This is a genomic window from Bacteroides sp. 3_1_13 (assembly GCF_001185845.1).
Lineage (GTDB): Bacteria > Bacteroidota > Bacteroidia > Bacteroidales > Bacteroidaceae > Bacteroides > Bacteroides xylanisolvens.
Genome location: NZ_KQ236956.1, coordinates 1,970,671 through 1,992,898, shown reverse-complemented (window position 1 = coordinate 1,992,898; position 22,228 = coordinate 1,970,671). Strand labels below are relative to the sequence as shown.

Genomic DNA, 22,228 nt, shown 5'->3' with positions numbered 1-22,228 from the left:
AATTATCATCATGTATACAGACAAGAAGAACATACTCCAGTTGGTTGCGTTGCTTGAGGCGCATGGGATTACTAAGGTTGTGTTGTGTCCGGGTAGTCGTAACACCCCCATAGTGCATACTTTGTCTAACCATCCGAATTTTACCTGCTATCCGGTGACGGATGAACGGAGTGCCGGCTATTTTGCCATCGGTCTTGCGTTGAATGGTGGTAAGCCTGCTGCTGTCTGCTGCACTTCCGGTACTGCATTATTAAACCTTCATCCGGCTGTGGCAGAAGCATTTTATCAAAATGTTCCTCTGGTCATTATTTCTGCAGACCGTCCCGCTGCCTGGATCGGACAAATGGACGGACAGACTGTACCACAACCAGGCGTATTTCAGACGCTGGTCAAGAAGTCGGTAAACCTTCCGGAGATTCATACGGAAGAAGATGAATGGTATTGCAATCGTCTGGTGAATGAAGCTTTGCTGGAAACGAACCATCATGGAAAAGGACCGGTACATATCAATGTCCCTATTTCTGAACCGTTGTTCCAGTTTACGGTTGATTCGCTTCCTGAAGTGCGTGTCATTACCCGTTATCAGGGGTTGAACGTCTACGATCGTGATTATAACGATTTGGTCGATCGGATGAATAAATACCAGAAGCGAATGATTATTATCGGTCAGATGAATCTTATCTACCTGTTTGAAAAAAGATATATCAAGTTATTATATAAACATTTTGCCTGGTTGACGGAACATATCGGCAACCAGACAGTTCCCGGTATTCCGGTAAAGAACTTTGATGCGGCGCTTTATGCCATGCCCGAAGAGAAGGTCGGGCAGATGGTTCCGGAGTTGCTGATTACTTATGGAGGACATGTCGTTTCCAAACGGCTGAAGAAGTTTCTCCGTCAGCATCCGCCTAAAGAACATTGGCACGTATCGCCGGATGGTGAGGTGGTCGATTTGTACGGCTCATTAACTACGGTGATCGAAATGGACCCGTTCGAGTTTCTGGAGAAGATAGCCAGTTTGTTGGACAATCGGACTCCTGAATATCCCCGTGTGTGGGAAAACTATTGCAAGATCATTCCCGAACCGGAGTTTGCTTATTCGGAAATGTCTGCCGTCGGTACGTTATTGAAAGCCTTGCCGGAGTCATGTGCGTTGCATCTGGCTAACAGTTCGGTGGTGCGCTATGCACAATTATACTCTATTCCTTCTACGATTGAAGTTTGTTGCAACCGGGGGACAAACGGCATTGAAGGCTCACTGTCTACGGCTGTCGGTTATGCGGCAGCTTCCGACAAACTGAACTTTATAGCTATCGGAGATTTGAGCTTCTTTTATGATATGAATGCGTTGTGGAACGTCAATGTTCGCTCCAATCTGCGTGTTCTTCTGTTAAATAATGGAGGAGGAGAGATTTTCCATACCTTGCCGGGATTGGATATGTCGGGTACCTCACATAAATTTATTGCGGCAGTCCATAAAACGTCCGCCAAAGGTTGGGCAGAAGAGCGTGGGTTTCTCTATCTGCAAGCGCAAAATGACGAAGAACTGGCTGAAGCGATGAAAACTTTCACTCAACCGGAAGCTATGGAGCAGCCTGTGCTCTTGGAGGTGTTTACCAACAAAAACAAGGACGCGCGCATGTTGAAGAATTATTATCATCAATTAAAACAAAAATAGATTATGTCAACACAAAGAGAGTGGACAACCATCAGAGAATACGACGATATTCTTTTTGATTATTATAATGGAATTGCCCGTATCACGATCAACCGTGAACGCTATCGGAATGCGTTTACTCCGACAACTACTGCTGAAATGAGTGACGCATTGCGCATCTGCCGTGAAGAAGCGGATATTGATGTGATTGTGATTACCGGAGCCGGTGATAAGGCGTTTTGTTCGGGTGGCGACCAGAATGTGAAAGGACGTGGCGGATATATCGGAAAAGACGGTGTGCCTCGTCTTAGCGTATTGGATGTGCAAAAGCAGATTCGCAGCATCCCGAAACCGGTGATTGCTGCCGTGAACGGTTTTGCTATTGGTGGCGGACATGTGCTTCATGTGGTATGTGATTTGTCCATTGCGTCGGAAAATGCTATTTTCGGTCAGACGGGTCCTCGTGTAGGTAGCTTTGATGCCGGATTCGGTGCGTCTTATCTGGCACGTGTGGTAGGTCAGAAGAAAGCACGCGAAATCTGGTTCCTCTGTCGGAAGTATAATGCACAAGAAGCATTGGACATGGGATTAGTGAATAAAGTAGTTCCTTTGGAGCAGTTGGAGGACGAATATGTGCAGTGGGCAGAAGAAATGATGTTGCTTAGTCCGTTGGCTTTGCGCATGATTAAAGCAGGATTGAATGCCGAACTGGATGGTCAGGCAGGTATTCAGGAATTGGCAGGTGACGCAACGTTGCTCTATTACCTGACTGATGAAGCACAGGAAGGAAAGAATGCGTTTCTGGAGAAACGTAAACCGAACTTCAAACAATATCCGAAATTCCCTTAAAATCGGCTTTGCCACAGAGTACCACAGAGTTTGCTTTTCCTGCGTTTAAGCCCGATTTTCTGCAAAGCAAGACTGTGGAGGAGAGAATGGTAGGAGAACTGCAAGAGATATAACTTATTAAAACTTCGTGAGGCTCTGTGTTATTCTGTGGTGAATTGAAAAATTATTCACGATGAATTGTAAAATAGAAATTATTCCCCGATTGCTCCATTTCAAGCAACCTGCCGGGACTTCCAGAGGAACATATACTACGCGTAAAGTTTGGTATCTTCATTTTACCTCTCCTGACTTCCCTGGCAGAGTGGGAATAGGGGAGTGTGCACCTTTGCCCGCTTTAAGTTGTGACGATCTTCCTGATTACGAAGATATATTAGTGAAAGTCTGCCGGAAAGTAGAGAGGGAACAAGGCAGATTGGATATGGATGGCTTGTGTGACTATCCTTCAATTTTATTTGGTCTGGAAACGGCCATCCGGCATTTCTTTGCAGGAAACTGGGCTTTATGTGATACGGCTTTCTCACGTGGAGAAGTTGGTATTCCGATTAACGGCCTTATTTGGATGGGAGATTTTCAGAACATGTTATCCCAGATTGAGAAAAAGATGGAAGCCGGATTTCGTTGTATCAAGTTAAAGATAGGTGCCATCAATTTCGAAGAAGAACTGACATTGTTGCGCCATATTCGTACGCATTTCTCTTCTAAAGAAATAGAGTTGCGTGTAGATGCAAATGGTGCTTTCTCACCCGTGGACGCAATGGAAAAACTGAAACGTCTGTCCGAGTTTGATTTACATTCTATCGAACAGCCAATCTGTGCCGGACAATGGGAGGAAATGGCTCGGCTTGCTGCCGAATCTCCATTAGCGATTGCTTTGGATGAAGAACTGATAGGATGCAATACGCTGGAAAGGAAACAGGAGCTGCTTTCAACAATTCGTCCGCAATATATCGTTATTAAACCTTCTCTTCATGGAGGAATATGCGGAGGAGACGAATGGATTACCGAAGCTGAAAAACAACAGATCGGCTGGTGGATAACTTCCGCTCTGGAATCAAACATTGGGCTAAACGCCATTGCCCAGTGGTGTGCAACATTCAGCAATCCGTTGCCACAGGGACTGGGAACAGGGGCGCTCTTTACAGACAACGTGGAAGTGCCTCTTGAAATAAGAAAAGATTGTTTATGGTTTTGTAAATGATAGTATTTAAAGGATATTCCGATGATATTCGATCGAAAACAACAACGCTTGTTACTGGAAGGAAAAGAATATACTTTTGAGGATATAAGCCGATTAATAGCAGGAGGAGCGGAGGCTCATTCTCCTGCTAGTTGGGATTTATATCTTTTCCTGAACGAATGGTTTAACGATTCTCCTGTCATCATTGTTCATACATCAGGCTCTACGGGTACACCTAAAGAGTTGATTGTACGTAAAGACCAGATGATGCAAAGTGCGCGTCTGACTTGTGAGTTTCTGGATTTGAAGAAAGGAGAGACGGCATTACTTTGTATGAATCTTCGTTATATTGGTGCAATGATGGTGGTCGTGCGTTCGTTGGTTGCAGGCTTGAATTTGATTGTACGTCCTGCTTCCGGTCATCCTTTAGCGGATATAAAAGAGCCTTTGAGATTTGTGGCAATGGTTCCCCTGCAAGTTTATAATACGTTGCAAGTTCCCGAAGAGAAAGAACGATTGAAACAGACGGATATTTTGATTATAGGTGGTGGAGCTATTGATGAGGCTTTAGAGGCGGAGATCAAACATCTTCCGACTGCCGTCTATTCTACCTATGGCATGACTGAAACTTTATCTCATATTGCTCTTCGTCGGCTGAACGGAACATTGGCTTCGGAACATTATTATCCGTTTTCTTCAGTAAAACTGTCTTTATCTGTAGAGAATACGTTAATTATTGATGCCCCTTTGGTATGTGATGAAATATTGCAAACCAATGACATTGCACGCATCTATCCCGATGGAAGTTTTATGATTTTGGGTCGGAAAGACAATGTGATAAATAGTGGAGGAATTAAGATTCAGGCGGAGGAAATGGAGAAATTGCTTCGTTCTTTTATTCCTGTGCCATTTGTTATTACTTCAGTTCCGGACCAGCGTTTAGGGCAGGCTGTAACCTTACTATTGGAAGGTCAGCCAGAATTATTGGAAGGTCAGCCGGACACTAAAGAAATCGGAAACAAACTACAGGAAATATTGGAACCTTATTATCGTCCCAAGTACATATGGACGACAGATTGTATTCCGCAAACAGAAAACGGCAAGGTTAATCGTGCGAAGTGTCGTATTTTAGCCAAACAAATGTTGACGACGTTTTACACTCACACTCTCACACCTTGATTGAAATCCTTTATTCATCAACGTTTCAGGGGCCTCTAATTGTCTTACCCTAGTTTTAGTTGAGACTTATTAGAGTCAACAAAATTCAGGGTAAGACATTTTATTTCAGTAGAATAAGTTTCATCTTTTGAAAGTTGTTGCTTACTTTTATAAATCTTGATAAATAAAGAACAAAACTAATTTTTTTAATAATATCAGCGAATGAACGTATTTAGATAGTACTAGTACACTGGAAATAATAAAGAGAGAATATTCCTTTTACGGAAATATCCTCTCTTTCTCACTTAAAAACCTAAACCTTTTATCTTAATTATTTGCTATTATAAGCCGTCAACATCCAAACTAGTTTTTCCTGTTCTTTCAGATAATCGCTCATCATCGAAACGGTTACTTCATCTCCGGCTTGAGAAGCGATAGACAAGATTTTACGTTCTTCACCAATCAGATAACTGATACTCTGAAGGATATTGTTCAGTGCCTGTTCGCCGTTGCTCACCTTATCTACTTCACTGATATTTGCTACTTTCAAATAATCGCTGAATTTATTGGCAGGAGTACCGCCCAACATCAAGATACGTTCTGCAATTTCGTCTACCTTTTCGGCTGTGTCATCATACATCTTTTCGAATTGGCTGTGGAGAACAAAGAAATCATGTCCTTTGATATTCCAGTGGAAACCGCGGAGATTGGTGTAATACACTTGGAAGTCTGCTAATAGTTGTTGCAAAGATGCTACTACGTTGTTTGCTCCCGATTCATTCAGTTTGATAAATTCTAAAGTTTTCATATTCTTTTTATTTTTAATGATTTATACTTGTTTTCTTTTTTTTCTGTACTGCAAAGATAAGGCGGAAAATGCTTGTTGTCAAACTGAAAATTTCTATCTTTGCATAGATGAAATCTATAACTTAATATGATTTGATAGATGACGATACAACAATTAGAATATATACTAGCCGTAGACCAGTTCAGGCATTTCGCACGGGCAGCCGAATATTGCCGTGTGACGCAACCTACTTTGAGTGCCATGATTCAGAAGCTGGAAGATGAATTGGGAGTAAAGTTATTCGATAGGACAGTGCAACCCGTCTGCCCGACACCCATCGGGCAGAAAGTGATAGACCAGGCTCGTGTGATTCTGGCGCAGGCAGCTCAAGTAAAAGAAATCATCAGTGAAGATAAGCAATCATTATCAGGTGTATTCCGTTTGGGAGTATTACCCACTATCGCTCCTTATTTGCTACCCCGCTTTTTCCCTCAACTGATGGAGAAATATCCCGAACTGGATATTCGTGTCACGGAGATGAAAACCCAGGATATTCAGCAAGCTTTGCATGCCGGCGATTTGGATGCAGGGATTATTGCCAGTAAATTAGAAGACACATTCTTGACGGAAGAAACTCTCTTCTATGAGCAATTCTATGCTTATGTATCACGGAAAGAACCTTCGTTCAAACATGACGTTATCCGCACTTCCGATATAACCGGCGAACATCTTTGGCTTTTGGACGAAGGACATTGTTTTCGTGACCAACTTGTCCGTTTCTGTCAGATGGAAGCGGTGAAGGTTAGTCAGATGGCTTATCGCCTGGGAAGCATGGAAACCTTTATGAGAATGGTAGAAAGCGGAAAAGGAATCACTTTTATTCCCGAACTGGCAGTGGCTCAATTGACGGAAGAACAGCGACAATTAGTACGTCCGTTTGCTATCCCCCGACCGACGCGGCAAGTGGTGTTGGCGACAAATAGAGATTTTATTCGTCACAGCCTGCTATGTGTTCTGAAAGAGGAAATAAAAGCTGCAGTCCCCAAAGAAATGCTTACTTTGCAGTCCATACAGTGTTTGCTATAATAATAGAGGTTGAGATGATTCCTGTCATATACCCTTGTACCGGGTATAAGCGAAAAGAATAACTCCAACAGTGGCAAAGCGGGTTTCGGAGAAATTCATCGGAGTGACGTCATTGCTCAATCCTTGCTTGATAAGAGAGTTTACGATGGCCCATAAGGTAGAGGCTAATATGGCGTGCAAAAGTCCTTTTTTCATTTTATTTGCTTGCCTTTTATTCAAAAATGTTGCGAAAGCAATAATAATTTAGGCACGTAGGCTTTGTTTTCTTGGGTTAATTCTCTATATTTGATGCATTAACCATTATTTATAGTTATGAAAAAGTACATTGCAGAAATGATTGGAACGATGGTGCTCGTTCTTATGGGATGCGGAAGTGCCGTTTTTGCCGGTAGTGTAACCGGTACGGTAGGTGCTGGCGTGGGAACAGTCGGCGTAGCTTTAGCATTTGGTCTTTCAGTAGTAGCGATGGCGTATGCTATCGGAGGTATTTCAGGATGTCACATTAATCCTGCTATTACATTAGGAGTGTTCTTAACTGGGCGTATGAACGGAAAAGATGCAGGTATGTATATGATTTTCCAGGTAATCGGAGCTATTATCGGCTCGGCTATTCTTTTTGCTTTAGTTTCCACCGGTGCTCATGACGGACCTACGGCTACAGGTTCCAATGGTTTTGGCGATGGAGAAATGTTGCAGGCATTCATTGCGGAAGCAGTATTTACTTTCATTTTTGTATTAGTGGTGCTCGGCTCTACCGACTCGAAGAAGGGAGCAGGCAATCTGGCAGGACTTGCCATCGGTTTGACTCTTGTATTGGTACATATTGTATGTATTCCTATCACAGGGACTTCTGTAAACCCGGCACGTAGTATTGCTCCGGCATTATTCCAGGGAGGAGAAGCATTGTCGCAGTTGTGGCTGTTCATCATTGCTCCATTTGTAGGAGCTGCGTTGAGTGCGGTAGTTTGGAATTATCTGGGAGATAAGGAAGAAAAGAAATAAATCTTTTATAAGAATAACTCCTTATATAAAGGAGAAGATAAAAGGGCGGCAGTTTCACAACTACCGCCCTCTTTTGCGTAATTAATATATTATATTAAAAAAGAGTGTGTTTTGCACGTTTACATTAGATTTATAATCTTAGGGAAACTTTACTTCATAAGTTTTCGGTCCGCCATATAAAGTGTTGACGCGGATCCTTAATCCTTTTTTCCCTTCCATCCGGTTTTTAATCTTATCCAGTTTGAAAGATACATATCCTTCGCCCAGGCTTTGAGGATAATCACCTTCACTGTTATGACGGAATTCCAGATTGATATATTCGTCCTCCGCACTGTCTTCGTCAGCAGTGGGAGCAGACTCTTCTTTGTCGTTGATTACGAGATTCAGGAAATGTTTTTTATCTTCACTATGCGTTCCATAATATTGGAATTCAATCGTTAGATATTTATTATCCTTGTTGATCCACATATAAGTCGTGTTGATCTTGTCATCTCCGACTTTTTCTTCATCGTTGTCATCTTCACCCATCGTGATGATGTCTTTAGTTAAGATTGGATTGATACCTCTCACCTGAATATTAAGGTCGTATCCATTCACAGGCTCTTCCAGCTCGTTGAATATCACAAAAGCTCGTTGTCCTTCCACCCAATCTTTATTACTCCATCCTTGCGCATTGCTGGGATACATTTTTTTCCCGTCATCCAAAGTGAAATAAAATTCCTTGCTATCCTGGCTAATCATATTGATGGTACTGACAACCAGAAGATCGGACGGGTTGTCATCGTCGTCCAAACATGACTGGAGAATCGGCATTGTAGTCATAATAGCAAAGATAAAGGCAATGAATTTAAATTTCTTCATATACTTATTTAAGTTTTAGATTATATAAAATGGTTCCTTTGTATTGTGAAAATGCAATGGGATAGAAAATATTGCATTTGAATCTGTTAAAGAAACAAAAGTGATAAAAGAGTTGTTCTCTCTATGCAGTATTTCTATCTTTGCTGCATTTATAAGTTAAACACGTGTATAAGAGAATGGAAGAATTAGAGTTGTCGGAACAATGCAGGCTAGGCAATAACCAAGCTCGCAAAGAACTGTATGAGCAGTATGCGGGACGTATGCTTGGCATCTGTCTTCGTTATACCGGCGACCGTGATACAGCCCAGGATCTGCTTCACGACGGTTTTTTAAAGATATTCGATTCCTTCGACAAGTTCACCTGGAGGGGTGAAGGCTCCCTGCGGGCCTGGATGGAAAGGGTGATGGTCAACACAGCTTTGCAATATCTCCGGAAAAATGATGTAATCAATCAGTCGGCACCATTAGAAGAGTTGCCTGAAGAATATGAAGAACCGGATGCTTCTGATGTAGAAGCTATTCCACAGAAAGTGTTGATGCAGTTTATAGAAGAACTACCTGCCGGATATCGTACAGTGTTTAACCTTTATACATTCGAAGACAAATCGCATAAAGAAATCGCACAGGAATTAGGTATTAATGAAAAATCTTCGGCTTCGCAACTATTTCGTGCGAAGAGTGTATTGGCAAAAAGAGTAAAAGAATGGATAACGCATAATGGATAGATAGAGATGGAAGAGAAAGAATTGTGGATGAATAAGTTGAAGGAGAAGCTCGCGGATTATTCCGAGCCGGTGCCTGCTTCCGGTTGGGAACAACTGGAGAAAGAACTTATGCCTCCTGTGGAGAAGAAAATATATCCTTATCGAAAATGGATGATGGCTGCTGCAGCTGTTATATTGTTAGCCGTCGTTTCGTCGGTAAGTCTATATTTTCTGGGGACACCGGCTGCGGATGAAATACGTCATATAAAGACTCCGGCATTGGCATCTACACCCGATGCGTTGCCGGGTGTGCAACAACCGGATGTGCAGGGCACTTCCGTAGAACCCGTCTTGCGACCAGTGGCTCGTGAAGACCGTTTGGCGAAAATTGATAAGAATCTTACAGAACAGAAAACAAATGCAGACCAATCTGCAATAGAAAATAGCAACGAACCTGTAACAGGGAATGAAAATAATCCTGTGATTGAGAAAGATCAGACGCTCAAAGGTGAGACGGAACAGACGAAAAATGAAGCAAGGCAGGTTGACAGTGAAAATGTGGGTCAGGCTACACAGTCACAGGACACCGAACGGCCGAACAACAGGCCGCGTCGCCCTTCCGGCAGAGACAAGCTGCATATTCCGGCAGAAAAAAGAGCATCTCAAAAAGGAACATGGTCCATGGGACTCTCGGTCGGAAATTCGGGCGGAGCATCCACAGAAGTCGGTGCCGGCTCTCATGCTTATATGTCTCGTGTGAGTATGCTTTCTGTTTCCAACGGTCTGATGGAGATACCTAACGATCAGACATTGGTTTTTGAAGATGGAGTGCCTTATTTGCGTCAGGCAAAACAAGTGGTCGACATTAAGCACCATCAACCTATTTCTTTCGGATTGTCTGTCCGTAAAGGACTGGCCAAAGGATTCTCTCTCGAAACGGGATTGACTTACACATTGCTTTCTTCGGATGCGAAACTGGCGGGTGAAGATCAGCAGATAGAACAAAAACTTCATTATGTAGGTATTCCGCTGCGTGCCAACTGGAATTTCCTTGATAAAAAACTCATCACTCTTTACGTTTCCGGTGGAGGTATGGTGGAGAAATGTGTCTATGGAAAGCTCGGTTCCGAGAAAGAAACGGTGAAACCTCTGCAATTCTCGGTATCCGGTGCGGTAGGTGCACAGGTGAACGCAACGAAACGTCTGGGTATCTATGTAGAACCCGGTGTTGCTTATTATTTTGATGATGGTTCGGATATACAGACCATACGTAAAGAGAATCCGTTTAACTTCAATATACAGGCTGGTATCCGTTTGACTTATTAATGCGAATTACCATACTGAACATAGTGACGGTATCCGTTCAAGATAGCGTCACTATCCTGATTAGATAGCGTCACTATCTTGACCGGATGGCGTCACTATCCTGATATTAGTATCTTTTTCCTCATAAAAATCGGATAATTGAGAAAATATTAATAATATTGTCACCTGTTAATGGTCTATGGTTGCATACCTTTGTTGCAAAATTCTAAGCTATGGTGAATTTTACAGATGAAAAACATTTATTAATCGATTTAAAAGGCGGTTCTTTTCAAGCATTTGAAAGATTGTATAATATGTACAGCGGTAAACTGTACAATTTCATTATGCGGCTTTCTTCCGGCAATCAATATATGGCTGAAGAAGTGGTGCAATCCACTTTTATCCGTATATGGGAAGTACGTGAGAAAGTCGATACCAACGCTTCATTTATTTCTTTTCTTTGTACGATAGCCAAAAATTTACTGATGAACATGTACCAACGTCAGACCGTTGAATATGTTTACAATGAATATCTGCTGAAAAGCAGTGTGGATCGTGATTCGCAAACAGAAGAGAATATTGATCTTCATTTCTTGAACGACTATATCGACTCATTAGCGGAAGAATTGCCGGCACAGCGAAAGAAAGTCTTTATCTTAAGTAAGCGTCAGAACTATACGAATAAGGAAATTGCTGAAATGATGGGTATTTCTGAAAGTACAGTCGCCACACAATTATCTTTGGCGGTGAAATTTATGCGTGAGCAGTTGATGAAGCATTACGATAAGGTAATTGCGCTTCTGATCGCCTTTTTTGTTAATGAAATGTAATTGTAATACACGTTTTTGGATAGTAGATAGGATGAAAATGTATACTTGTAAATAAGCAGGAAAGAAGATGGATAAGATATATTATAAAGAACTGATTGAAAAGTATTTCGATGGAAATATAACGGATGCGGAGATTAAAGAACTTTCCGATTGGATAAAGAACGACCGCCATTTACAGAACTGGTGGGAAGAAGAATTTTCCAAATCGGATGCCGGTATTAATCCGGTACTGCGCGACAAACTATTTGCCCGAATCAAAGAACAGACGCAGGGAAAAGAAGAGACACAGGGAAAAGAGAAACCAAGAACTATTCGCATGAATCTTTGGAAATGGGCTGCCGCCATCGTTTTACCCATTTGTATTGCCTTCTTCACCTACTATCTTATAGATTCTTCGCAAACAGTGGGAGCGCCCTTTATAGTAAAAGCCGATAAAGGAGATAAAGCAACCATCGAATTGCCGGACGGAACGAATGTCGTTCTCAATTCAGCTTCACAATTAAGCTATCTGAATAACTTCGGAGAAAATGTGCGTCGTGTGCAACTGAATGGTGAAGCCTATTTCAAAGTAGCTCATGATGAAAAACATGCCTTTATAGTGCAGGTCGGGGATTTGGAAGTGAAAGTGCTCGGTACTTCTTTTAATGTATCTGCCTATGAAGATGCCAAAGACGTGACAGTCGTTCTTTTGGAAGGAAAAGTAGGGGTCTATGCGCAGAAAATGTCGCATATCATGAAGCCCGGCGACAAAATAGAATATAATAAAGCCACTCATAAGATAACAGCCACTCAAGTACACCCGAGTGACTATATTGAATGGACAAAAGGAAATATTTATTTTGAGAAAGAATCTTTGGAAAATATAATGAAAACCCTTTCACGCATCTATGACGTAGAGATTCGTTTCGACTCCAATAAACTACCTAATGAATATTTCACCGGAACTATTCCGGGAGGTGGCATACAGAATGCATTGAATATCCTGATGCTTACTTCACCTTTCTATTATGAAATGGACGGTTCGGTGATTGTTTTGAAAGAGAAATAAGTGGAACTTTCATAGAGTATCTTTGTTTATTCATTGAATAACGTCTATATTTGTGGTACACTAATTTGAAGATGCAATGAATACATTGGAACGTAAATTGCCGATAGGGATACAGACATTTGAAAAGATGCGTGCAGAGGGGTGTTTGTATGTGGATAAAACAGCCATTATATATCAGATAGCAGCTACTAAAGTGCCTTATTTTCTTAGTCGTCCCCGTCGTTTTGGCAAAAGTCTGCTAATTTCCACTTTTGAAGCCTATTTTCAGGGTCGTAAAGACCTTTTTGAAGGCTTGGCAATTGAAAAGTTAGAGACGAAGTGGGAGCAATATCCGGTTCTGCATCTTGATTTGAATGCGAAGAAATATGAGACGGCGGCAGATTTGGTTGCCATGCTAAACCAGTATTTGGAGAAATGGGAAGCCGTATATGGTGATGAGAAGAAAGACCGTAGTCCTGAAGAACGTTTTAGTTATATCATTGAGCAAGCCTATCTGAAAACAGGAAAAGGAGTTGTGGTATTGGTTGATGAGTATGATAAACCTTTGCTGCAAGCCCTTTTAGATGAGAACCTGTTGGATGAATACCGTCGTATTCTGAAAGCCTTTTATGGTGTACTGAAAAGTTCCGACCGCTATCTTCGGTTTATATTCTTGACAGGAGTCACAAAATTTGCCCAAGTAAGTGTGTTCAGTGATTTGAATCAGCTGAATGATATAAGTATGAAAATTCCATACGCCAATATTTGTGGTATTACTAAAAAGGAGTTAGTATCCACATTTACTCCCGAGTTGGAGCGGTTGGCAGAAGTGCAGGAGATGTCTTTTGAAGATACTGTCAATAAAATGACGGCGATGTACGATGGCTATCACTTTACATATAGCGAAGATGGATTGTTTAACCCCTTCAGTGTCCTCAATGTATTTGATGGATTAATGTTTGATAATTACTGGTTCCAGACCGGTACTCCTACCTATCTTGTAGACCTGCTGAAACAAAGTGATTATGATTTACGTTTGCTGATAGATGGCTTGGAAGTAGGAAGTTCCGGATTTGCCGAATACCGTGCAGAGACAAAGAATCCCCTTCCGATGATCTACCAAAGTGGTTATCTGACAATTAAAAACTTTGATAAATCATTGAACCTATATACGCTAGGTTTTCCGAATGATGAGGTAAAATATGGCTTTCTTAAATTCCTGATCCCCTATTATACCCCCATCTCTTCTGATGAAACGGATTTTAATGCAGTTAAGTTTGTCCGTGAACTTCAGTCGGGTGACGTTCATTCCTTTATGGAACGTATGAAATCATTCTTTGCCGACATTCCTTACGAATTGAACACAAAGACCGAACGTCATTATCAGGTTATCTTTTATCTCGTCTTTAAGTTGATGGGACAATATGTGGATGCAGAAGTCCGTAGCGCAAAAGGCCGTGCCGATGCCGTGGTGAAAACGAAAGACCGTATTTATGTTTTTGAGTTTAAACTGGAAGGAACAGTAGACGAAGCTCTGAAACAAATAGATGAAAAAGGATATTTGTTACCTTACCGGACAGACGGGCGTGAGCTAGTAAAAGTGGGAGTTTCCTTCAATGCTGAAGAACGTAATATTGGTGAGTACAAAGTCGTATAAATCGTTCATTGAGTATAATATAGAATTGAGCCATTCCAGAGCCCACAACTTAGGAATGGCTTTTTTATTCATAAAACCGTATTGGTTAACAAGAGTTAAAAATAGATAGGCGCTTGGACGAGAGGACAGAGCAGTCTGTATACCTATCAAATAACTTAAAAGTTTTGATATATGAAACACAGAACAACCTTTGTAAGGCTCCCTCAAACTGACGCAGGGAGAAGTAAGAACTGGAGAACACTACGGGCCATTTGCCTGACATTGTTCCTAAGCCTCTCTTTTACGGCTTATTCTCAAATAACGGTGAACGTGAAAGCCCTTTCTTTGAGAGCCTCTTTGAAGAAAATCGAGCAAGTAAGCAATTACAAGTTTTTCTACAATGAGAATCTCCCTGAATTAAATCAGAAAGTTTCGTTAAATGTGCAGAATGCAACCATTGAGCAGGTCATGAAGCAACTTCTGGGGAAAATGGAACTCACTTACAAACAAGAACAAGAAAATGTCATCGTTTTGGTTCGTAAAGAACAACAGAAGCAACGAGATATAAAAGTTTTCGGAACGGTGGTAGATTCGAACGGAGATCCCATTATTGGTGCCAGTGTTCTTGTTAAAGGAACCTCCAATGGAACGATAACAGATTTAGACGGAAACTTCTCTATCAATGATGTTCCTGAAACGGCTCAACTAACCGTTTCATATATTGGCTACAAAGCTGTTCAACTTCGGGCTACCGACAAGAATCTGTCAAAAGTGGTGCTACAGGAAGATAGTAAACTGATAGACGAAGTGGTAGTGGTTGGTTATACTCCCATGCGGAAAAGTGACTTTACAGGCTCTTTGGCAAGTGTTAAGGCTAGTGAACTTTCCCTATCGGCAGCGACTGCCGGACAGGCTTTGGTAGGTAAAGTGGCAGGTGTGCAGGTGATGCAGACGAGTGGAGCACCGGGAGAAGGAGTCAAGATCAAAGTGCGTGGAACCAATTCGCTTTCTGCCAGTACCACTCCATTATACGTAATTGATGGTTATCCGGCTTCGGAAGACGTATATATCAATCCGGAAGATATTGAAACGATTGATGTATTGAAGGATGCAGCTTCAGCGGCCATCTACGGATCTCGTGGTGCCAGTGGCGTTGTACTTATTACTACCAAACGCGGTAATTCGGGAAAAGCACGTATCGATTACGATTATCAGTTTAGTGTACAACAAGTTGAACGTAAAATAAAATTATTGGATGCATATCAGTTTAGAGATTTGGTCATCGACGCCCGTAACAACTCTTATCGTGACAAAGCGGAAGCTGCCGGAAAGTCATGGAACCCTTTGGATGATAATGCGATCAGAGCTTCTAAAGGATTCAATTTGAATGAAGTAGGCATCTCTGACTTGTTTTTTGATTTTACGACCGGCAAGCCCGTTGAACCCGCATACAATACAGACTGGCAAGATGCGATCTACGGAAATGCCCCGATGCATCGTCACAATTTATCTGTGACCGGTGGACAAGACTTCTTAAAATACCGTTTTAGTCTGGGGTATCTCGAACAGGACGGTATTATTGCCCCTTCCAATCATAAACGGCTGAATGTTCGTGCCAATGTAGATGCAGAAGTCACCAAACGTTTGAAGGTCGGAGTAAACTTTTCATTTGTTGATGTTTCCGAACGACAGGTTCAGGCAGACGGGCGTTATATAAATGATGGTATCGTGCAGAGTGCATTATTGATGTTTCCTCAATTTCCTGTATACAATACCGATGGAAGTTATGCCGTAGGAAATCAGATTGCAATGAAAGCGGACGGTTATCAGATGGTGGAGAATCCCGTGGCACTTGCTCATGAAATAGATATTCGGAATAAATCAAGCCGAATGAATTTCAACGCTAATATTACATACGATATACTGAAGCAACTCCAATTTAAAGCCAATCTGGGTACGCAATATTACACCTCCCGATATAATTATTACCGTCCGCGTACGGTGGGGCAAGATGGCGATATGCCAAATTCAGATGCCATTCAAGCCCGTGTGAAAGCTCGTGATATAACCAATCGCGATGTCGATCGTCTGGGAGAGTTCACATTAAATTATAATGGTGAATATGGAAAGCACCGATTGAATGCTTTAGTAGGTTACACATTACAGAAAAAGACGTATGACCGCGTAGCCATTGAGGCCACCGGTTTTCCTGATGACCGTATTCATGAAGTAACGGCACATGGTCCCAATGCCTCGGACGTAGGCTTGTATAGTAGTGATACGAGAAAAGCTGCATGGACAATGATGTCTTATCTGGCACGCGTCAATTATTCATTCGACAATCGTTATGTGGTGACCGGTACTGTAAGAACCGACGGTTCTTCCCGCTTTGGTCAGGAAAATCGTTGGGGATGGTTTCCCTCCATATCTTTAGGTTGGACTGTATCCAATGAGAAATTCTATCAGAATCTATTGGGAAACAACTCATCCTTCAAACTTCGTGCAAGCTGGGGATTAAGTGGAAACAATAATATCGGTAATTATGAACATACAGCTACTATGTCCCAAGGCGGCTATGTGTTTGGAAATTCAGTGGAAACAGCCTATTGGCAAGGTACTTTCAGAGATGCGGCTATTGGTTGGGAAAAGACCTCCCAATATAATGCCGGATTCGATTTAGGCTTATTCAATGGACGCGTAAATTTAATAGGTAACTATTATAATAGTCTTTCGTATGATTTGCTGTACGATCAACCTATATCTTCCATTTCCGGTTCTTCCAGTGTGAAAACAAACTTGAAGAATGCCAAAGTACGGAATAGTGGAGTTGATTTTCAGGTAGATGCCCGTATCCTGACCGGAGAATTTAAGTGGAATATGAGTGCCAATATATCGGTAAACCGGAATAAGGTTGTTGATTTGGGTGGTATTAATGATTTATATTTGGTAAGCGAGCGTAATGTTGTGAGTCACGTCACTCGTTCTGGACTTCCTATCGGCTCTTTCTATGGCTATATCGCTGATGGCATTATTTCAGAGAAAGATTATACGAATATTATGATCGACAAGAGTAACCAGGTTAACGGAAAATTCCCGGAAGGCTATCAATTAGTAGGGCCGGCGGTTCCCAATTATAACAACGTGCATCCGGGAGATGTGAAATGGAAAGATGTTGATAAGAATGGCACAATCACAGAAAACGACCGTGATATTTTAGGAAATGCTTATCCTGACTTCACGTATGGCATCAGCACCGATTTCTCATACAAAAACTTTGATTTGAGAGCTACGTTTACTGGTTCAGAAGGAGCGAAAGTCATTAACTTCCAAAAGTATTACCTGTATAATATGGAAGGGTCGGGTAATCAGTTAGTTTCAGTCTTGAACCGTTGGCGTTCTGACGATAATCCGGGTTCTGGCGGAGTATTCCGTGCCGCGCGTAGTTCCACGCCTAATACAAGTCAGCGGCTTAGTTCCTATATGGTAGATGATGCTTCTTTCTTCCGTTGTGCCAATATCACTTTAGGTTATAATTTTCCGGCTAATTGGATGAAGAAGGCAGGCATTCAGGCATTGAGAATCTATGTAAGCGTTGATAATTTGTTTACTCTGACAGATTATGAAGGATATAATCCGGAAGTCGATTATAAAGGTGACAACCTCTTACCCGGTTTTGATTGGGGAGTTTATCCTTTGGCGCGTACATACAGTATTGGAGCAAAAATAACATTTTAACTCACTAAAGAATTAGATTATGAAAAAATACATGATATGGAGCGTAGTAAGTTCTCTGTTGCTTTGCAGTAGTTGCACAAGTTTTTTGGAGGAGACAAACCCCAATAAAATTCCAGCAAGTACATTCTATCAGACAGAAAATGATATCGCAATGGCAGCCAATGGCGCATACGCCGCTTTGAGAGGAAACGGATATTATAAAAACATGTACTTATATACCGATGTCCGTTCGGAGAATACGACTTTGCAAGATCCCGGAGCGGGAAACGGTGTAAACTACCAGTTTTTCAATTACACGTTAACCACTGATAATGCACAGGTGAAAACACATTGGGCAGATCTGTACAAATGCGTAACAAGGGCGAATATCATATTAGACCAGATTGACGATATTCCTTTCAAGGATGAAACAGTAAAGAATCAGCAAAAGGCGGAAATGTACTTCTTGCGTGGATTGACCTATTTTCATCTTGTACTGCAATTTGGTGATGTGCCCATCGTGACAAAAGAATTGAAGACGAAAGACGAAATCCAGAAACATACGGCACGTCAGCCTAAAAGTGAGGTTTATGCGCTGATAATCTCCGATCTGACTCAAGTGATTCATAGTGAGTTGCCTGATATTCAGACAGGGAATGGGGTAGGACGTGCTTCGAAGGCAGCAGCTCATGCCCTGCTGGGTAAAGTATATCTGACGATGGCAGCCGATACGGATTTTCAGTCAGATAGACATGACAATTTACAATCGGCAAAGACTCATTTGGTTGCAGCTTGGAATGTGAAACCTTTTACTAATTTGAAAGATATACCGTATACTGATCTATTTGATAAAGATGCACAGACATTCTGTCCGGAAAATATCTTTCAAGTCATGTATAAAGGAGGAAATTCCAGTTTAGCATCGAATTATGCCTATATTTTTCAACCTACTTCCCAGACAGGATTGACTTCACAAAAGTCGGGAACAGGTAATAACATACCGACGGATGAGATGATGGGCACTTATGAAGCGGGTGATATACGGAAAGCTATTTCATGCGGAACGTCTCAAAACGTCAATTATGTGAAAAAGTACACCGATCTTGACGATGTGAATGGTTATGGTGCCAACAACTGGATCGTACTACGTTATGCCGACGTTGCTTTGATGTTGGCGGAAGTAAAGATGCACTTGGGTGAGAGCGATGCTGCCAGTTATTTGAATATGGTGCGTGAACGTGCCGGGCTAGACGATTATTCTGGAAGTAATCTCCGGGATGCAATTCTCCACGAGAGAAGAGTGGAACTCGCTTACGAGGGACAATATTGGTATGATCTACTACGTTTATATTCCCGTCAGGAGTTACTGAATCATATGAAGGCAAAGAATCCCAACTTTTCAGAGAAAGATTTTCTTTTACCTGTTCCGTATGATGAACACAAATTGGACCCTGTGAGAATGTACCAGAATGAAGGATATAATTAAAAAAATACGGTGATGAAGAAGATTACAAATATCATATGTATATTCCTATCGGCTGTGGTCCTGTTTTCCTGTGGTGATGATAACACGAATAATGAACAGGGAGAGGGCACTATTGCCGCAAAAATAATAGCGAGCAATGCTTATCCGGCGTTGGAAGAGAACGTCATTTTGAAAGTTAACATTAGCGGTGGTACAGACATTAAATCTGTTGTCTGGACAATGGAGGGGCAAACGTTGGGAGAAGAGTCTGAATTGAAATACGTTTTCAAAAAAGAAGGAATCTACAATGTTTCGGTGAGAGTGACAGACAATGCAGGTAATGTGGCGGCTGCTTTGCAGAAGTTACAAGTGGAAGGAAAGAGCCTGCGTTATGCTTTACAGAACTTTGACCCGGCTAAAGTTTGGATCATGGGACACCGAGGAAATTCTTCCGATCCCAATATTCCGGAAAACTCTATTGCCGGTATTGAAAGTTGTATCGCGTTGAACGGAGCTGTTGACATTGTGGAAGTCGATCCGCGTATGACCAAAGACGGTATCATCGTGTTGATGCACGATGAAACGATAGACCGGACCACTACCGGAACAGGGAAAGTGAAAGATTTGACTTATGAGCAGATTCAGTCCTATCGTCTTAAACTGGCAGATGGAACGATAACCAATCATACAGTACCTTCATTATACGACGCACTGGTGGCAGGACGTGGAAAGATCTTTTTCGATTTGGACTTTCTAAATAAAGTATCTCCCAAAGAGCTCTATGATGTCGTGAAAAGTTGTGGAATGTTGGACCGTGTTTTTTTCTATACCTCCAATAATCGGGATGTATTGCAGAATATCCTGAATTATTCTCCTGCGCCGATACCCTATCCCCAATGTGAGGATGAAGAACATGCTGATTTCCTGTCACAACAGCCGGGAGTGATTTTTACCCAGATTTCTTTAAGCAAAACTTTAAATGGTGGACTGCCTGCGGCCATCTCTTCCAAAGGTTTGTTCGTGTCAACCAATATGCTCGATATGAACGGCTATACGTATGACACTCAAATGACGCAAGGCAATTATACAGGTGTCGATTTGATCTTGTTAAAAGGAATCAGTATGATACAGACCGATCATCCCCAACTGCTGGACGCTTATTTGAAACAAAAAGGGAAAAGATAATTTGTTCAATCTTTAATAATGAATAAAGTAATGATGAAAAAATATATATTTCTGATGCTGGTAGCCGTTTGCTTATTCTCCTGCAAAGACGATGAGAAAGTGCGGCAAACAAAGTCCCCTGAAGTTGCTTTTACAACTGATAAGGAAGAATATACACTAGGTGATATTGTTTATCTGACTGACGAATCTGTTGAAACAGAAGGTCAGATAGCCGAATACTTTTGGCATTTCGGATTTGATGGTGAAGGAAATCGGGCTACGACCAAAGACGCGTCCGTCCTGTATAAGAAAGCAGGGACTTATGTCGTTAAATTGACGGTAACAGATGAATTCGGAGGATATGCGACGGCATCACATACGGTTGTGATTCGCCCGACAAATAGGCCGCCGATGGCGGACTTTAGTTATAATCCTGCTATTTGCAAAGTGAATGAGAAAGTGAAATTCACAGACAAGTCAACGGATGAAGACGGAGAAGTAGTCGCTTATGAATGGGATTTTGGAAACGGGCAAACCTCGCAGGAAAAAGACCCGGAAGTGACGTTCACAACAGCAGGGTTTGTGACTGTCAAACTGACGGCTACCGATGATCGTGGAGCAACGAATACCAAACAGGCTACGCTGTATGTTCGTAACACTTCTGTTTCAGGATTACAAATCCTTTGGACAAAAACATTTGAAACTTCCTCTTCCTTGAGGTCTATATCCCCTGCTGTGGGTGACAATGGAGATGTGTATGTGTCATCCAACGCTCTTCACCTTTACGCTTATTCACCGTCGGGAGATCAGAAATGGGCTTTTGATTTGAGTAAAGACGGAGGAGCTGGTGACCAAGGTTCATCCCCGATGGTGGATGCTGACGGAACGATTTATATCGGTTCAAGCACTACAAATAAGAATATCAGTAGTAGTTTATATGCCATTCATCCCGACGGGACGCAAAAATGGAGATATGAGATAGGCATTGGAACAAATATTCCGTATATCTCTCCGGCTTTGGCCCGTGATGGTAACATCTTGATCGGTAATAGGGGAACAGACGGATCGGTACACATGGTAGACCGTAGTTCCGGCAGACAACTTTGGAGACGTAAATCTCCTAACGGTGGTGCTAACGGAGGTATATCAGTAGGCCAAAACGGGGTTGTTTATTCAGCCTTGTCGGGTGCAAACGGATTTGCCCGTACCACCGAGGATGGTGTGAACCTGTCTCCTAATCTGGGCAAGGGAAATACTGCCGCCGCCGTATATCCGGCTATTGATGCGCAAGGAAATGTCTATGTTGCGTTCTCGGAAGGAGTAATTGCCGCTTATGACGATCAGGGGAATGAGTTGTGGAGATACCCGGCTACCGGCACTATCGGTAAGATTGACCAAGGTGGTCCGGCTATCGGTGCAGATGGTACGATCTATGTGGGAACGAAAAATCCGAATGCTCAAGTAATAGCTTTGACTAAGGGAGGAACGAAGAAATGGAGTTATGCATCTTCTGCCGAAATAGGAACAACTCCGGCTGTGGATAGTGAAGGTAATATCCACATCTGTGATGATGGAGGCAATTATATTGTTCTGAATGCTGATGGAACAGAGAAATACAGACAGCAATTGGGAACTAAGATTTGGTCATCTCCTGTAATTGCGGATTATGGTATCGTATATGTCACTTATGAAGAGAACGGAGCCTGTAAATTGGTGGCTATTGACTGCGGAATTGAAGGGCCTGCTAATTCTCCATGGGCACAGCGCGGACAGAATGCAAAAAGAAATGCCTTACAAAAATAAAAT

At 42.0% G+C, this 22,228-nt stretch carries 18 protein-coding genes; 15 read left to right on the top strand and 3 right to left on the bottom strand.

All coding sequences use genetic code 11. From position 1 onward, the window contains the following. Nucleotides 1-10: 10 nt before the first annotated feature. The 4 genes from menD to HMPREF9009_RS20500 all read left to right on the top strand — a co-directional run bounded on the left by menD (nt 11) and on the right by HMPREF9009_RS20500 (nt 4,862). Entirely contained in the window at nt 11-1,678 is a 1,668-nt protein-coding gene (gene menD, locus HMPREF9009_RS20515) for a 2-succinyl-5-enolpyruvyl-6-hydroxy-3-cyclohexene-1-carboxylic-acid synthase (protein WP_049703137.1), read from the top strand. A 3-nt stretch (nt 1,679-1,681) separates the two neighbouring features. Then, a complete protein-coding gene (gene menB / locus HMPREF9009_RS20510; RefSeq protein ID WP_004310001.1) occupies nt 1,682-2,506 on the top strand; it encodes a 1,4-dihydroxy-2-naphthoyl-CoA synthase in 825 nt (274 codons plus the stop codon). A 172-nt stretch (nt 2,507-2,678) separates the two neighbouring features. Then, nucleotides 2,679-3,704 (top strand): o-succinylbenzoate synthase, encoded by a 1,026-nt coding sequence (locus HMPREF9009_RS20505; RefSeq protein WP_008021533.1) that lies wholly within the window; start codon nt 2,679-2,681, stop codon nt 3,702-3,704. Between the two features lie 21 nt (nt 3,705-3,725). Then, nucleotides 3,726-4,862, top strand: a complete 1,137-nt coding sequence (locus HMPREF9009_RS20500) for an AMP-binding protein (RefSeq protein WP_008643122.1) — start codon at nt 3,726-3,728, stop codon at nt 4,860-4,862. 310 nt (nt 4,863-5,172) lie between these two features. Here the strand turns inward: HMPREF9009_RS20500 and HMPREF9009_RS20495 are convergent, their stop codons facing one another. Next, nucleotides 5,173-5,649: a Dps family protein gene (locus HMPREF9009_RS20495; RefSeq protein ID WP_004314742.1), complete on the bottom strand. Its 477-nt coding sequence runs from the start codon at nt 5,647-5,649 to the stop codon at nt 5,173-5,175. 138 nt (nt 5,650-5,787) lie between these two features. On the opposite strand from HMPREF9009_RS20495, the gene HMPREF9009_RS20490 reads away from it, so the two are divergent. Next, nucleotides 5,788-6,714, top strand: coding sequence for a hydrogen peroxide-inducible genes activator (locus tag HMPREF9009_RS20490; RefSeq protein WP_008643125.1), 927 nt, complete (start codon nt 5,788-5,790; stop codon nt 6,712-6,714). 24 nt (nt 6,715-6,738) lie between these two features. Here the strand turns inward: HMPREF9009_RS20490 and HMPREF9009_RS26035 are convergent, their stop codons facing one another. Beyond that, nucleotides 6,739-6,909, bottom strand: a complete 171-nt coding sequence (locus HMPREF9009_RS26035; RefSeq protein WP_165450455.1) for a hypothetical protein — start codon at nt 6,907-6,909, stop codon at nt 6,739-6,741. Nucleotides 6,910-7,026: 117 nt separating this feature from the next. Here HMPREF9009_RS26035 and HMPREF9009_RS20485 point away from each other — a divergent pair, with 117 nt between their 5' ends. Continuing rightward, nucleotides 7,027-7,716, top strand: a complete 690-nt coding sequence (locus tag HMPREF9009_RS20485; protein WP_004314740.1) for an MIP family channel protein — start codon at nt 7,027-7,029, stop codon at nt 7,714-7,716. Between the two features lie 138 nt (nt 7,717-7,854). Here HMPREF9009_RS20485 and HMPREF9009_RS20480 read toward each other — a convergent pair whose 3' ends face one another. Beyond that, nucleotides 7,855-8,577, bottom strand: a complete 723-nt coding sequence (locus tag HMPREF9009_RS20480) for a NigD1/NigD2 family lipoprotein (protein WP_004314739.1) — start codon at nt 8,575-8,577, stop codon at nt 7,855-7,857. A gap of 176 nt (nt 8,578-8,753) precedes the next feature. On the opposite strand from HMPREF9009_RS20480, the gene HMPREF9009_RS20475 reads away from it, so the two are divergent. From HMPREF9009_RS20475 to HMPREF9009_RS20435, 9 genes are all read left to right on the top strand, one after another. Beyond that, nucleotides 8,754-9,302: an RNA polymerase sigma factor gene (locus HMPREF9009_RS20475; protein WP_049703136.1), complete on the top strand. Its 549-nt coding sequence runs from the start codon at nt 8,754-8,756 to the stop codon at nt 9,300-9,302. A 6-nt stretch (nt 9,303-9,308) separates the two neighbouring features. After that, nucleotides 9,309-10,607, top strand: coding sequence for a porin family protein (locus HMPREF9009_RS20470; protein ID WP_049703135.1), 1,299 nt, complete (start codon nt 9,309-9,311; stop codon nt 10,605-10,607). A gap of 212 nt (nt 10,608-10,819) precedes the next feature. Continuing rightward, on the top strand, nt 10,820-11,416 hold the full coding sequence (locus HMPREF9009_RS20465) for an RNA polymerase sigma-70 factor (protein WP_049703134.1): 597 nt from the start codon (nt 10,820-10,822) through the stop codon (nt 11,414-11,416). Between the two features lie 67 nt (nt 11,417-11,483). Next, nucleotides 11,484-12,464 (top strand): FecR family protein, encoded by a 981-nt coding sequence (locus HMPREF9009_RS20460; RefSeq protein WP_004314735.1) that lies wholly within the window; start codon nt 11,484-11,486, stop codon nt 12,462-12,464. Between the two features lie 76 nt (nt 12,465-12,540). Beyond that, the gene (locus tag HMPREF9009_RS20455; protein ID WP_083444223.1) at nt 12,541-14,100 is read left to right on the top strand and encodes an ATP-binding protein; all 1,560 of its coding nucleotides are present in this window, start codon (nt 12,541-12,543) and stop codon (nt 14,098-14,100) included. Between the two features lie 171 nt (nt 14,101-14,271). After that, nucleotides 14,272-17,814: a TonB-dependent receptor gene (locus tag HMPREF9009_RS20450; protein WP_083444222.1), complete on the top strand. Its 3,543-nt coding sequence runs from the start codon at nt 14,272-14,274 to the stop codon at nt 17,812-17,814. 19 nt (nt 17,815-17,833) lie between these two features. After that, nucleotides 17,834-19,279 (top strand): RagB/SusD family nutrient uptake outer membrane protein, encoded by a 1,446-nt coding sequence (locus HMPREF9009_RS20445; protein WP_008021570.1) that lies wholly within the window; start codon nt 17,834-17,836, stop codon nt 19,277-19,279. A gap of 12 nt (nt 19,280-19,291) precedes the next feature. Next, entirely contained in the window at nt 19,292-20,443 is a 1,152-nt protein-coding gene (locus HMPREF9009_RS20440) for a glycerophosphodiester phosphodiesterase family protein (RefSeq protein ID WP_008021571.1), read from the top strand. Between the two features lie 18 nt (nt 20,444-20,461). Further along, a complete protein-coding gene (locus HMPREF9009_RS20435) occupies nt 20,462-22,225 on the top strand; it encodes a PKD domain-containing protein (protein ID WP_049703133.1) in 1,764 nt (587 codons plus the stop codon). The last annotated feature ends 3 nt before the right edge of the window (nt 22,226-22,228 follow it).

Excerpts from the sequence above, each read along its gene's own strand:
- menD (WP_049703137.1), top strand. The coding sequence starts at position 11 with ATGTATACAGACAAGAAGAACATACTCCAGTTGGTTGCGTTGCTTGAG.
- menB (WP_004310001.1), top strand. The coding sequence starts at position 1,682 with ATGTCAACACAAAGAGAGTGGACAACCATCAGAGAATACGACGATATT.
- HMPREF9009_RS20505 (WP_008021533.1), top strand. The coding sequence starts at position 2,679 with ATGAATTGTAAAATAGAAATTATTCCCCGATTGCTCCATTTCAAGCAA.
- HMPREF9009_RS20500 (WP_008643122.1), top strand. The coding sequence starts at position 3,726 with ATGATATTCGATCGAAAACAACAACGCTTGTTACTGGAAGGAAAAGAA.
- HMPREF9009_RS20495 (WP_004314742.1), bottom strand. The coding sequence starts at position 5,649 with ATGAAAACTTTAGAATTTATCAAACTGAATGAATCGGGAGCAAACAAC.
- HMPREF9009_RS20490 (WP_008643125.1), top strand. The coding sequence starts at position 5,788 with ATGACGATACAACAATTAGAATATATACTAGCCGTAGACCAGTTCAGG.
- HMPREF9009_RS26035 (WP_165450455.1), bottom strand. The coding sequence starts at position 6,909 with ATGAAAAAAGGACTTTTGCACGCCATATTAGCCTCTACCTTATGGGCC.
- HMPREF9009_RS20485 (WP_004314740.1), top strand. The coding sequence starts at position 7,027 with ATGAAAAAGTACATTGCAGAAATGATTGGAACGATGGTGCTCGTTCTT.
- HMPREF9009_RS20480 (WP_004314739.1), bottom strand. The coding sequence starts at position 8,577 with ATGAAGAAATTTAAATTCATTGCCTTTATCTTTGCTATTATGACTACA.
- HMPREF9009_RS20475 (WP_049703136.1), top strand. The coding sequence starts at position 8,754 with ATGGAAGAATTAGAGTTGTCGGAACAATGCAGGCTAGGCAATAACCAA.
- HMPREF9009_RS20470 (WP_049703135.1), top strand. The coding sequence starts at position 9,309 with ATGGAAGAGAAAGAATTGTGGATGAATAAGTTGAAGGAGAAGCTCGCG.
- HMPREF9009_RS20465 (WP_049703134.1), top strand. The coding sequence starts at position 10,820 with ATGGTGAATTTTACAGATGAAAAACATTTATTAATCGATTTAAAAGGC.
- HMPREF9009_RS20460 (WP_004314735.1), top strand. The coding sequence starts at position 11,484 with ATGGATAAGATATATTATAAAGAACTGATTGAAAAGTATTTCGATGGA.
- HMPREF9009_RS20455 (WP_083444223.1), top strand. The coding sequence starts at position 12,541 with ATGAATACATTGGAACGTAAATTGCCGATAGGGATACAGACATTTGAA.
- HMPREF9009_RS20450 (WP_083444222.1), top strand. The coding sequence starts at position 14,272 with ATGAAACACAGAACAACCTTTGTAAGGCTCCCTCAAACTGACGCAGGG.
- HMPREF9009_RS20445 (WP_008021570.1), top strand. The coding sequence starts at position 17,834 with ATGAAAAAATACATGATATGGAGCGTAGTAAGTTCTCTGTTGCTTTGC.
- HMPREF9009_RS20440 (WP_008021571.1), top strand. The coding sequence starts at position 19,292 with ATGAAGAAGATTACAAATATCATATGTATATTCCTATCGGCTGTGGTC.
- HMPREF9009_RS20435 (WP_049703133.1), top strand. The coding sequence starts at position 20,462 with ATGAATAAAGTAATGATGAAAAAATATATATTTCTGATGCTGGTAGCC.